The organism is Streptomyces sp. NPDC104581 (genome assembly GCF_055583685.1).
On sequence record NZ_JBVJNN010000006.1, the window covers coordinates 40,270 to 53,141 of the forward strand.

General features: G+C 72.4%; 8 protein-coding genes and 1 pseudogene. 4 read left to right on the forward strand and 5 right to left on the reverse strand.

Annotation, left to right across the window (positions count from 1 at the left end):
- Nucleotides 1-307: 307 nt before the first annotated feature.
- Nucleotides 308-2,989: pseudogene (locus ACZ61E_RS07390) on the forward strand (ATP-binding protein); the annotation flags it as partial.
- Nucleotides 2,990-3,095: 106 nt separating this feature from the next.
- Here the strand turns inward: ACZ61E_RS07390 and ACZ61E_RS07395 are convergent.
- The 3 genes from ACZ61E_RS07395 to panB all read right to left on the reverse strand — a co-directional run bounded on the left by ACZ61E_RS07395 (nt 3,096) and on the right by panB (nt 6,013).
- Entirely contained in the window at nt 3,096-3,968 is an 873-nt protein-coding gene (locus ACZ61E_RS07395) for an ABC transporter permease (protein WP_469698370.1), read from the reverse strand.
- Entirely contained in the window at nt 3,965-4,999 is a 1,035-nt protein-coding gene (locus ACZ61E_RS07400; protein WP_469698372.1) for an ATP-binding cassette domain-containing protein, read from the reverse strand. The genes ACZ61E_RS07395 and ACZ61E_RS07400 overlap by 4 nt, the downstream gene beginning before the upstream one ends.
- Before the next feature lie 153 nt (nt 5,000-5,152).
- Nucleotides 5,153-6,013, reverse strand: coding sequence for a 3-methyl-2-oxobutanoate hydroxymethyltransferase (gene panB / locus ACZ61E_RS07405; RefSeq protein ID WP_469698374.1), 861 nt, complete (start codon nt 6,011-6,013; stop codon nt 5,153-5,155).
- 175 nt (nt 6,014-6,188) lie between these two features.
- On the opposite strand from panB, the gene ACZ61E_RS07410 reads away from it, so the two are divergent.
- From ACZ61E_RS07410 to ACZ61E_RS07420, 3 genes are all read left to right on the forward strand, one after another.
- Nucleotides 6,189-7,862: an MFS transporter gene (locus ACZ61E_RS07410; RefSeq protein ID WP_469698376.1), complete on the forward strand. Its 1,674-nt coding sequence runs from the start codon at nt 6,189-6,191 to the stop codon at nt 7,860-7,862.
- A 331-nt stretch (nt 7,863-8,193) separates the two neighbouring features.
- Nucleotides 8,194-8,904 (forward strand): TetR/AcrR family transcriptional regulator, encoded by a 711-nt coding sequence (locus ACZ61E_RS07415; protein ID WP_469698378.1) that lies wholly within the window; start codon nt 8,194-8,196, stop codon nt 8,902-8,904.
- A gap of 190 nt (nt 8,905-9,094) precedes the next feature.
- Nucleotides 9,095-10,126 (forward strand): endonuclease/exonuclease/phosphatase family protein, encoded by a 1,032-nt coding sequence (locus ACZ61E_RS07420; RefSeq protein WP_469698380.1) that lies wholly within the window; start codon nt 9,095-9,097, stop codon nt 10,124-10,126.
- 51 nt (nt 10,127-10,177) lie between these two features.
- On the opposite strand, the gene ACZ61E_RS07425 is transcribed toward ACZ61E_RS07420, so the two are convergent.
- Nucleotides 10,178-11,938: an NAD+ synthase gene (locus ACZ61E_RS07425; RefSeq protein WP_469698382.1), complete on the reverse strand. Its 1,761-nt coding sequence runs from the start codon at nt 11,936-11,938 to the stop codon at nt 10,178-10,180.
- A 125-nt stretch (nt 11,939-12,063) separates the two neighbouring features.
- Nucleotides 12,064-12,483 carry a CBS domain-containing protein gene (locus ACZ61E_RS07430; protein ID WP_469698384.1) on the reverse strand — a complete coding sequence of 140 codons (420 nt, stop codon included), beginning with the start codon at nt 12,481-12,483 and terminating at the stop codon, nt 12,064-12,066.
- Nucleotides 12,484-12,872 lie beyond the last annotated feature (389 nt).

A 12,872-nucleotide genomic window follows, 5' to 3' on the forward strand; every position in this document is an offset into this window, starting at 1 on the left:
CGCCCCTGCGGCGGGGGAGCCGACTGCCTCCGGAGCGGGCGAGGCGTCCGTTCCGTACGGTGCGGCCCCCGCCGCCCACGGCTCGGGCCGGTCCGGTACGACTTCCTCGGAGGTCGCTCCGGCGCACGACGTGTACGGCTCCGGTCCGTTCGGTGCCGCCCCTGCGGCGGGGGAGCCGACTGCCTCCGGAGCGGGCGAGGCGTCCGTTCCGTACGGTGCGGCCCCCGCCGCCCACGGCTCGGGCCGGTCCGGCACGACTTCCTCGGAGGTCGCTCCGGCGCACGACGTGTACGGCCCCGGTCCGTTCGGCACCGCCCCTGCGGCGGGGGAGCCGACCGCTTCCGGGGCGGGCGAGGCGTCCGTTCCGTACGGTGCGTCGCATGCCGCGCGCCGTCCCGGCCCCTCCGGGGCGGGCGCGGTGCCCGCTGGGCACGCCGCTCACAGCCCCGGCGGCCCCGGCACCGACCGCCCGCACCCCGGCAACCTCCGAGCCCGGGTCGACAGTTTTGTCGGGCGGGAGGGGGACATGGCCGATCTGGCGGAGGATTTGCGGGACGCGCGGCTGGTGACCTTGTTCGGGGCCGGTGGGGCCGGGAAGACGCGGTTGTCGCAGGAGGTCGCCGCGGGCGGTGGCGGAGGTGGGGCCGCGTGGCCCGACGGGGTCTGGCTCGCCGAGCTCGCTCCCGTGGACGACCCGGCCACCGTCCCCGAGGCCGTTCTCGGCGCGCTCGGTGCCCGCGAGACCGTACTGCGCGGCGCGGGCGCCGAGAGCCTGCGGGCCGTCGACCCGAGTGTCAACGACCCCCTCGTCCGGCTCGTCGAGCACTGCTCACGCCGCCGCATGCTGCTCCTGCTCGACAACTGCGAGCACGTCGTGGACGCCGCCGCCCGGCTGGTCGAGGAGTTGCTCGCCCGCTGCCCCGGCGTGACCGTCCTCGCCACCAGCCGGGAGCCCCTCGGCGTCCCCGGCGAGGTCGTACGCCCCGTCGGCCCGCTGCCGGAACCGATGGCCCTGCGGCTCCTCGCCGACCGGGGCGCCGCCGCCCGGCCCGGCTTCCGTACGGACGAGGACCCCTTCGCGGCCGACGAGATCTGCCGCCGGCTCGACGGACTGCCGCTCGCCATCGAACTCGCCGCCGCCCGGCTGCGGATGCTCACCCCCCGGCAGATCGCCGACCGGCTGGACGACCGCTTCCGGCTGCTGACCGGCGGCAGCCGGACCGTACTGCCCAGGCAGCAGACACTGCGCGCCGTCGTGGACTGGTCGTGGGACCTGCTCGACCCCGTCGAGCGCACCGCTCTGGCCGCCCTGTCCGTCTTCGCGGGCGGCTGCGACCTCGCCGCCGCCGAGGCCGTCTGCGGACCCGACGCGCTTGAACTGCTCGGCTCGCTCGTCGACAAGTCGCTCGTGATCGCCACCCCCGCCCCGGACGGCCAGATGCGCTACCGGCTGCTGGAGACCGTGCTGGAGTACGCGGGTGAACGGCTCGACGAGTGCGGAGAGCGCCCCGCCGCCGAGCGCCGCCATCTCGTCCACTTCCGCGAGCTGGCCCGCCGCGCCGACCCCGAACTGCGCGGCCCCGAGCAGATCCGGTGGATCGCCCGCCTCACCCTTGAGTACGAGAACATGCGCACCGCGCTCCGGCGCGCCGTGGCCGACCGGGACGAGCAGGAGGCGCTCTGCCTGGTGCACTCGCTCGCCTTCTACTGGCAGATCCGCGATCTGCGCGGCGACGCCCGGCACTGGTCCCGGGCCGCCGCCGAGCTGGGCCCCGACCCCTTCGCCGAGCCGGTCGTCCCCGCCCCGCCCGTCTTCGAGCAGTGCACGGACGCCCCGCCGCCGATGGCGCCCGAGGTGCTGATGGAGGCCCGGCGCGGGGTCCGGCTGATCCATCTGGCCAGCATGAACCACGAGTTCGACGAGTGGACCACGCCCAGGGCCCTGGAGCGGCTGCGCCGCATCAGTGAGGTCTACGAGCCCGGTCTGCCGCAGATCTGCCGTACGCCCGGCTCGCTCTGGTTCTTCGCCGTCATGATCATCGGGCAGGCCGGCCGGCTCCGCGAGCTGATCGACGCGAGGGTGCGGGCGTGCCGGGACTTCGGTTACGAGTGGGAGCTGGCGTCCGCTCTCCAGGTGCGGGCCAACATCCTCGCCAACCGCACCGAGTGGGTCGGCGACGCGGGCCACGACGCCGACGAGAGCCTGGAGATCTTCACCCGGCTCGGTGACGCGTGGGGCGCCGCCGAGGCGCTGTCGGCGCGCGCCGAGGCCCATGAGCGCAACGGTGAATTCGCCCGCGCCACCGAGGACTTCCTCGCCGCCATCGAGAAGACCCGGCTGCTCGGCGTGGAGTCGCAGGTCGCGCTGCTGCGCACCCGGCTGGCGGGCGTCATGATGGAGACCGGCGAGGGGTACGAGGCCGAGGCGGTGCTGCGCGAGGTCCTGCGGGCCGGCCGGCGCGACTACGAGGCCGAGCCCGCCGCGCGGATCTATCTGGCGATCTGGCTGGGCCGCAGCGGGCGCGCCGCCGAGGGACGGCATGAACTGGCGCAACTGCGCGAGGAGTTCAAACACGCCAACCTGCGGATCTTCGAGGGCTTCGTGTTCGGCCTGCTCGGCTGGCTGGAGAATCTGGACACCCGGTACGAGGCCGGGCTCGACTGGTCCCGGCAGGCGCTGGAGCGGTCGAACGACGCGATGTCGCGGATCGTGGCCCCGCAGATGTCGGCGGTCCATCTGCTGACGGCGGGCTGGGCGCTGGCCGGACTCGGGGGCCCCGGGGGCGTACGGAACGGGGCCCTGCTGATCGGCGCGTACGAGGCGAATCTGCCGCGCGGGCACTTCCGGGCCTCGCAGGAGCGCGAGAACCGGGAGGCCGCCGAGGCGGCCGTCCGGGCCGGTGGTCTGGACGGCGCCGCGTACGACGAGGCCCTCACCGAGGGCCGTGCGCTCACCCTCGACGAGGCGTTCGCCCTCGCCGGTGTCTGACGCCCCCTCGGCGCCGGCCGGCCGCCGGCCCCCCGGCGAGGTCTTCGCCGCGCCTTCGCTCCGCCGGGCTCCCACCCCGCCCCCTCCGGCCGTGCCGCCGCCCGCGTCAGGTCTTCCTGCGGAACCTGGACACCGCGAGCGGCGCCGTCACCGCCGTGATCACCGTCGCCCAGGCCACCGTCATCCACAGGTCGTGCGCGAGCGGCCCGCCGATGAACAGCGCACGCGCCGTGTCGGCCAGATTCGACAGCGGGTTGTAGTCCGTGAAGTTCTGGAGCCAGCCCGGCATCGTCGACGGCGGGGTGAAGATCGATGAGCCGAACTGGAGCGGCATCAGCACCAGGAATCCGATGCCCTGCACCGCCTGCGCCGTCTTCACGCTCAGCCCGATCAGGATGAAGATCCACATCAGCGAGGCGCCGAACAGCAGCGAGAGCCCGATGGCCGCCAGCACTTCGAGGGGGGACGTCTCGATCTCCATACCGAGGACGAAGCCCACGATCAGCAGGATCGCGAAGGCGACCATCATCCGGCCGACCTCGACCACGATCTTCGCGACGAGGACCGACGACCGGGCGATCGGCATCGTCCGGAACCGGTCCATGACCCCTTTCTGGAAGTCCTCGTTGATCCCGCTGCCCACCGCCATCGAGACGTTGAGCCCCATCATCGCCATCAGGCCGGGCACCAGATAGCTGACGTACTCGGACTGGTTGCCCTTGCCCGCGACGGCCCCGCCGAAGACGAAGACGAACAGCAACGTGAAGACGATCGGCATCAGGAGGACGTCGAACATCGACTCCGGGTCCTGCTTGATCTGGAGGACGTTGCGGCGCGCGAGGGCGCTGATGTGCCGCAGATTGGCCCGCGGGCCGATCCGGCCCTCGTCCCGGCCCTGGCCGGGGACGTCGGGGGCGGGCAGTCGGGGGCCCGGGGAGGGCGCGGTGCCCGTCGCCTCCGTCGTCGTCACCGTGCTCATGCCGCGACCTCCTTCGTCCGCGCGTCGTCGTGGGCGGCGTCGCGCACGTCGTCGGCCTGTTCGCTCGTCTTCTCGCCCGTGATCGCCAGGAACACCTCGTCCAGGCTGGGCAGATGGGTGCCGATGTGCGCGATGTCGAACCCGCGCCCGGCCAGCAGGCCGATCACGGCGGTCAGTTGCGCGTCGGCGAGGATCGGCACGAACAGCATGCCGTCGTTGATCTGCGACCCCGCGACCCCGTCCAGGCCGGCCTCGCTCAGCGACCGCGCCATCTCCGGCAGCCGGTTGGGGTCGGCGGGGCGGATCTCCAGGGTCCGGCCGCCGACCCGCGCCTTCAGCTCGTCGACCTTGCCGCCCGCGACGACCCGGCCGCGGTCGATGACCGTCAGCTCGCTCGCGAGCTGCTCGGCCTCCTCCATGTACTGCGTGGTGAGCAGGACGGTCACGCCCTCGGAGACCATCCGCCGCACCTCCGCCCACACCTCGTTGCGGGTCCGGGGGTCGAGGCCCGTCGTCGGCTCGTCCAGATAGAGCACGGCGGGCTGCCCGATCATCGAGGCCGCGAGATCCAGCCGCCTGCGCATACCGCCGGAGTACTGGAGCACCGGCCTCCGCGCCGCCTCGGTGAGCGAGAACCGCTCCAGCAGCTCGTCCGCCCGCCCGCGGGCCGTCGTACGGGACAGATCGAGCAGGCGCCCGATCATGTACAGGTTCTCGCGGCCGGAGAGCTTCTCGTCCACCGAGGCGTACTGCCCGGTGAGACCGATGGTGCGGCGGAGCTGTCGCGGTTGCCTCACCACGTCGTAACCGGCCACGACGGCCGTACCGGAGTCGGGCATGATCAGGGTGGACAGGCAGCGTACGAGGGTGGTCTTGCCGGCGCCGTTGGGCCCGAGGACTCCGAGGACGGTGCCTTCGCGCACGTCCAGGTCCACGCCGTCCAGCGCCTTGGTCGCACCGTAGTGCTTGACCAGCCCCCGCACCGTGACGGCAGAGTCGCCGCCGGCGGGGATTGTGTCGATTCGCGTCATGCCGTTGATCGTGGCAGCCGCCACTGACAGGCGGCCGACATCCGGCCGACAGACCGCCGACAGCCGTCTGTCGGATGCGGTGGAACGCCGACAGCCCGCCGATGGGGGATGTCGGCGGGCTGTCTTCTCTTGCGGCAGTGGCTGGTGGTGGTGCTAGTGGAAGGTGTGCTCCTCCTGCGGGAACGTTCCTCCGGAGACCTCGTCCGCGAAGGCCCTCGCGGCGTCGCCGAGCGTCTGCCGGAGGTTCGCGTACTGCTTGGTGAAGCGCGGCACCTTGCCGCCCGTGAGACCCACCATGTCCGTGTACACCAGCACCTGCGCGTCGGTGTCGGGACCGGCGCCGATGCCGATGGTCGGGATCTCCAGCGACCGGGTGACCTCGGCGGCCACCTCGGCCGGCACCAGTTCGAGGACCACCGCGAACGCGCCGGCCGCCTGCGCCGCCTTGGCGTCGTGCAGGAGGCGGTGCGCGGCCTCGTCGCCGCGGCCCTGCACCCGGTAGCCCAGGGTGTTCACGGACTGCGGCGTCAGACCGAGGTGCGACATCACCGGGATGCCGGCCTGGACGAGCAGCTCCGTCTGCGGCAGCGAGCGCTCGCCGCCCTCCAGCTTGACCGCGCCCACCCCGGCGTCCTTGACCAGGCGCGTGGCGCTGCGCAGGGCCTGCACGGGGCCTTCCTGGTACGAGCCGAAGGGGAGGTCGCCGACGACGAGGGCGCGCCTGGTGCCCCGTACGACGGCCGCGGAGAGCATCGTCATCTCGTCGAGGGTGACGGGTACGGTCGTCTCGTAGCCCAGATGGACGTTGCCCATCGAGTCGCCGACGAGCATGACCGGGATACCGGCCTCGTCGAAGACGGATGCGGTCATCGCGTCGTACGCGGTGAGCATGGGCCACTTCTCGCCGCGCCGCTTGGCGGCGGCGATGTCGTGGACGGTGACGCGGCGGGTGCCCGTGCCGCCGTAGAGCGACTTGGGATCACGCGAGGGGTTCTGCGCAGCCTCGGACGTCATGGCTTACGGCTCCTTCGTCATCTCGAGGCACCCTGACGGTGTCCCCGGACCGTGTCCATGGTGGCATCCGGGCACCACCGACGGGAAGTGGGACTGCTCCGTTCTCACCGGCCGCCGGGTAAAGAATTTACAATACGAGACGGTCTCGTATTGAAATGGGCCTACGCTCGTCGCCATGCCCACACCCTCACCCTCGTCCGCACCGCCGCCCCCGCCCTCCGCGCCGTCCGGGGCCCGCGCACCCGAGCGCCGGGTCCCCGAAGCCGTCCACCGGCGACGCTGGGCGATCCTCGGCGTCCTCATGCTCAGCCTGCTCATCGTGGTGCTCGACAACTCGATCCTGAACGTCGCGGTCAAGACGATCGCCAGCCCGGAGCCCGTCGGGATCGGCGCCACCCAGAGCGAGCTGGAGTGGGCCATAAACTCCTACACCCTCGTCTTCGCGGGGCTGCTCTTCACCTCCGGTCTGCTCGGCGACCGCGTCGGCCGTAAGAAGGTGCTGCTCTTCGGCATCGTCGTCTTCGGCATCGGCTCCGCGCTCGCCGCGATGTCCGGATCGCCCGGTGAACTCATCACGTACCGCGCCGTGATGGGCTTCGGCGCCGCCTTCGTGATGCCGGCCACCCTCGCCGTCCTGATGAACGTCTTCGAGCGCGAGGAGCAGCCCAAGGCCATCGGCATCTGGGCGGGCGGCGTCGGACTCGCCATCGCCATAGGGCCGATCACCGGCGGCGTACTGCTCGAACACTTCTGGTGGGGCTCGATCTTCCTGGTCAACGTCCCGGTGGTGATCGTCGCGCTGGTCGCGATGGTGCTGCTGGTGCCGGACTCCAGGGACCCCGCTCCCGGCCGTGTCGACCCGGTCGGCGTACTGCTCTCGATCGTCGGACTCGTCCTGCTCGTGTACGGGATCATCCGCGCGGGCGAACTCGCCGACTTCACCGACGCCACCGTGCTGGCCTCGATCACCGGGGGGCTGGCAGTCCTGGCCGCGTTCGTCGTGCACGAGAGGCGCAGCGACCACCCGTCGATGGACATGTCCTACTTCAAGAAGCCGGCCTTCTCGGCCGCCGTCGCCGCGATCGCGCTGGTCTTCTTCGCCCTGATGGGGGTCACCTTCTTCTCGGCCTTCTACCTCCAGAGCGTGCGCGGCTACAGCGCCCTCGACTCGGGCCTGCTGATCGTGCCGCTCGCCGTGGCGCAGATGGTCTTCGCGCCGCGCGCCCGGCTGGTCGTCGACCGGTTCGGCGCCCGCGCCGTCTGTGCCGGCGGCATGCTGCTCGTCGCCGCCGGTCTCGCCGCGTTCGCCCTCTTCGACGCCACCACACCCGTCTGGGTGCTGTGCCTGGTCTTCTTCGTCCAGGGCACCGGAATGGCCCACATCATGCCGCCGGTGACGGTCGCCGTGATGCAGGCCCTGCCGCGCGAGAAGGCCGGCTCGGGATCGGCCGTCAACAACACCTTCCGGCAGGTCGGCGGCGCTCTCGGCATCGCCGTACTCGGCTCGCTGCTCTCCACCACCTACCGCGGCGGGATCGAGGGGCACCTCGGCGCCGTACCGGCCGCGGCGCGTGACGCGGCGGGGGAGTCGATCGAGGCGACCCTGGCCGCCGCCGGGAAACTCGGCCCGGCCGGCGCCCCGTTGGTCTCCGCCGCGAACGACGCCTTCCTGAGCGCCATGCACGTCACGGCCCTCGGCTCGGCCGCGGTCGCGCTGATCGGCACCGTCGTGGTCCTGCGCTTCATGCCGGGCCGCACGGCCCCGGAACGGCCCGCACCGGAGGAGGCGCCGCCACGCCCGGCCGAGGCGGCACCCGCCGCCCACGACCAGGGCTTGTCCGGAGCGTAGCGGCGTCCGCCCGCGGGGCGGGGCCGGCGGCGTCCGGCGCGGTGTCTCGCGAGGCGCAGGACCCGCCTCGTACCGGGCGTACCCGTCCGGCGTACGACACCGCCGGGGCCCTCCGGCCCCGGGCGGAGGGGTGCCGTGCCGGGCGCCGCGGACCGGACGGGACTTCGCCGGACACGCCCTGGGGTGTCCCGTCCCGGTGGGCGGGGTCAAGCGCGACTCAAGCGCCGCGCGGCACGGTCGGACCTTCCGGCCGGGGCGGGCGGCGGTGCCGGGCGTTCGACCGGATGCGGCGGGGTCGGCGAGAATCGGCTCGTCCGCGCGCGGAGCGCGGATGACGGTGCGGGCGAAAGGCGGGCCATTGCGAGGGCAGGAGCGGGACCAGGGGCAGGAGCCCCGGCGAGGCCGGCCGCGCAGTGAGGCGGCCGAACGCGCCATCCTCCAGGCCGTGGTGAGACTTCTTGAAGAGGGCGAGCCGCTGGCCGGGCTCTCCATCGAGCGCATCGCGCGGACGGCCGGCGTCGGCAAGGCCACCATCTACCGGCGCTGGAACGGCAAGGAGGAACTCTTCGTCGACGTCCTGCGCGCCATCGAGCCGCCCGAGCCCGCCCTGTCGGGGACCTCCGGCCTCGCGGACATCCTCGTCGGTCTGGAATCCCTGCGCACGCGCGGTCTGGCCCAGCGCGGCTCCGCCCTGCTGTACAACGTCTTCGCGCAGATGAAGAGTCACCCCAAGCTGTGGGAGGCGTACCAGAACACCGTGATCGCGCCCCGGCGCGCCGCCATGACGGCGGCGGTGCGCCGTGCCGTGGCCGCCGGTGAACTGCGGGACGACATCGACGTGGAACTGATCGACGAGCTCATCGTCGGCCCCATGCTGGTGCGCACCATTCACCGCAAGGACGCCCCACTGGACGACGACCTCGCCGAACGCATCCTCCGCACGCTCCTCGAAGGGCTGCGCCCCAGGGACGGGGCCGGGGACAAGACCGGGGGCGGTTACGGCGACGGGTCCGGCGAGAGCGCCGCCGGCACGGAGCACTGACGCCCGCCGCGCGCCCGCGCCCGCCGTGCGTCATGTGTCACAGCGGCCCGGTAACCGCCCGTGCCCGGAACCCACCGGACCATGACGGTCGTCCTTCTGCCCGTACGGCCGTCGGGGACGGCGGGGATAGCGCGCGTCATCGCCTAGGGTCGGTGGCGGGCGTGAACGGCAAGGCAGTGAGGGCAGCGGAATGACGCAGGAGTACACGGCTGAGTCCCGGGTGGACGGCGCCGACGACAACGACCCTCCCAAGAGCCGGATCCGGACCCTCGCCGACCGCTGGCGCGGCGACCGGGGCATCTGGCGGCGGGGCGTCGTCGTCGCGGTGCTCGCCGTCCTGACGGCGCTGCTGATGATCCTGCACGCCCAGATCCCCAACCGCATCGGCAACTTGGGCAGTCTCATGGAGACCTTCCTGCCCTGGCTGGGACTTCTCGTCCCGCTGCTGCTCGTGGCCGCGCTCGTACGGCGCTCCGCCACCGCGCTGATCGCGCTGCTGCTGCCGACCGTCGTCTGGGCCAACCTCTTCGGCGGACTGCTCATCGGAAAGTCGGGCACCGGCGGCGACCTGACGGTCGCCACGCACAACGTCAACGCCGAGAACCCCGATCCCGAGGGAACCGCGCGCGAGATCGTGGAGTCCGGCGCGGACGTCGTGGCGCTGGAGGAGCTGAAGGCGTCGGCGGTTCCCACGTACGAGAAGGCGCTGGGCGGGACGTACAAGTACCGCTCGGTGCAGGGCACGGTGGGGCTCTGGAGCAAGTACCCGCTGAGCGGCAGCCGCCCCGTCGACATCCGGATGGGCTGGACGCGCGCGATGCGGTCCACGGTGATGACCCCCCAGGGCTCGATCGCCGTCTACGTGGCGCACCTGCCGTCCGTACGGGTCAAACTCCACGCCGGTTTCACCGCCAACCAGCGGGACGACAGCGCCGACGCGCTCGGTGAGGCGATCGCCGACGAGCGGCTGGACCGGATCGTGCTGCTCGGCGACCTCAACGGCACCATGAACGACCGCTCCCTGAACGCCGTGACGTCGCAGATGCGTTCCACCCAGGGTGCCGCCGGTGACGGCTACGGCTTCAGCTGGCCCGCCGCGTTCCCGATGGCACGGATCGACCAGATCATGGTCAAGGGCGTCGAGCCGAAGTCGTCGTGGACGCTGCCCCGGACGGGCAGCGACCATCTGCCGATCGCCGCCCGTATCGAACTCTCGCGGTAACCGGCCCCGTTCGTCCGGGCCGGTGTCCGGCGATGTCCGGGGCCCCCGGGCTCAGGCGGTCGGTGACTCCCGCCAGCGGTTGGTGATCGGCAGCCGACGGTCCTTGCCGAAGCCCTTCGCGGAGATCTTGGTGCCCGGCGGGTACTGCCGCCGCTTGTACTCCGCCGTGTCCACCATCCGCAGCGTCCTGGCCACCACCGCCGGGTCGAAGCCGGCCGCGACGATCGCGTCCTTGCCCTGGTCGCGGTCGACGTACATGGCCAGTATCCGGTCCAGCACGTCGTAGTCCGGCAGCGAGTCCGTGTCGACCTGGCCGGGGCGCAGTTCGGCGCTGGGCGGCTTGGAGATCGAGTTCTCCGGGATCGGCGGGGTCTGGCCGCGCTCCTCGGCGGCGCGGTTGCGCCAGCGGGCGAGCCGGAAGACCGCCGTCTTGTAGACGTCCTTGATCGGGCCGTACGCGCCGACGGAGTCGCCGTACAGCGTCGAATACCCCACCGCCAGCTCCGACTTGTTGCCCGGCGCGAGCACGATCTGGCCCTCCTGGTTGGAGAGCGCCATCAGCATCGTGCCGCGCAGCCGCGACTGGAGGTTCTCCTCCGCGAGCCCCGTCAGGGCGAGCGAGTCCATGTACGCGTCGAACATCGGCTCGATGGGGACGGTGCGGAAGTTCAGCCCCGTACGGCGGGCGAGTTCGGCCGCGTCGCCGCGTGAGTGGTCCGACGAGTACTTGGACGGCATCGAGACGCCGTGCACGTTCGCGGCGCCGAGCGCGTCACAGGCGATCGCGGCGACGAGCGCGGAGTCGATGCCGCCGGAGAGGCCGATCAGGACGGACCTGAAGCCGTTCTTGGCGGCGTACGCGCGCAGGCCCACCACCAGGGCGGAGTAGACCTCCTCGTCGTCGTCCAGCCGGTCGGAGTAGCCGCCGTCCAGCTCCGCCTCGTAGGCGGGGACGGGCTCCTCGGACAGGACGACGTGGTCGACGCGCAGACCGTCGTCCACGGTGCCGCCCGGCGGTTCGGCGGCGGCAGCGGGCAGGTCGAGGTCCAGCACCACACAGCCCTCGGCGAACTGCGGTGCGCGCGCGATCACTTCGCCGTCCCTGTCGACCACGATCGAGTCGCCGTCGAAGACCAGCTCGTCCTGGCCGCCGATCATCGCCAGATAGGCGGTGACACAGCCGGCCTCCTGGGCACGCTTGCGTACGAGTTCGAGCCGGGTGTCGTCCTTGGCCTGCTCGTACGGCGAGGCGTTGATGGACAGCAGCAGCCCGGCGCCCACCGAACGGGTGGCCGGGACCCGGCCACCGTCCTGCCAGAGGTCCTCGCAGATCGCGAGCGCGACATCGACGCCGCGCACCCGGACGACGGGCATGGTGTCGCCCGGCACGAAGTAGCGGAACTCGTCGAAGACGCCGTAGTTGGGCAGGTGGTGCTTGGCGAACGTCAGCGCCACGCCGCCCCGGTGCAGCACCGCCGCGGCGTTCTGCGGCGATCCGGCGGGCCGGCCGATCCGCTGCCGGTCGCGCTCGGACCGGTCGAGGTAGCCCACGACGACGGGCAGCTCCCCGAAGCCCTCGTCGGCGAGCCGCCCGGCGAGCGCGCGCAGCGCGTCGCGGGACGCCTCCACGAAGGACGACCGCAGGGCCAGGTCCTCCACGGGGTAGCCGGTCAGCACCATCTCCGGGAACGCGACGAGATGCGCGCCCTGTTCGGCGGAGTGCCGGGTCCAGTGCACGATCGCCTCGGCGTTCGCGGCGAGATCGCCGACGGTCGAGTCGATCTGATTCAGAGCGAGACGTAGTTGAGGCACGGGCCCAGTGTAATCGTCTTTCTGACGCGATGGGGTGGCGGGGCCCTGGGGGAGCGTGCGCGGGCCCGCCGGGGCCGGAGCCCCCGCGACGCCCCTGCCGGGACCGCGGGCGCTCCGTGATGCCGTCAGCCGGTGGCGTACACCCGTTCCATCCACGTCGCGATCTGCGCGTCGGACAGGTGCTGGGCCAGGTCGGCCTCGCTGATCATGCCGACCAGACGTTTGTTCTCGATCACCGGCAGCCGGCGGATCTGGTGGTCCTGCATCTCCATGAGCACGTCGTCCACGTCCGCGCCCGCGTCGATCCAGCGCGGCGTGCCGTGGGCCATCTCGGCCGCGGTGACCTTCGCCGGGTCGTGGCCCTGTGCCACACAGCCGACGACGATGTCGCGGTCGGTCAGGATGCCGGCCAGCCGTTCCCCGGTGTCGGCGATGGGGAGGGCGCCCACGTCCAGGTCACGCATGAGCTGCGCGGCCCGGTCCAGGGTCTCGTGCGAGGGGATCCAGTCGGCGCCGGGATGCATGATGTCTCTGGCGGTGGTCATGGGGTTCCTGCCTCCTTCGATGCCGTACGCCCCGAGCGCCCCCATCGTCAGGGGGACGTCAGACGTATGCGACCGCTATCACCCGAACGGGTGAAATGTGCGGTACGCGTGCATGAAACGCCGATGCGCGGGTGGCGCCGTCGGCCCCCCCCCCGCCTCATAGGCGGCACACGACGCACACAGCGCACCCGACGCACGCGGCGCACCCGACACATGCGAGGAACACGACGCACCCGACACATGCGACGCACGCGAGGAACGCGCGGAACGGAGAGGGGGGGGGGGGGGGGGGGGGGGGGGGGGGGGGGGGGGGGGGGGGGGGGGGGGGGGGGGGGGGGGGGGGGGGGGGGGGGGGGGTGGGGACCCCTCTCGCCTTAAAGGATTGCGCC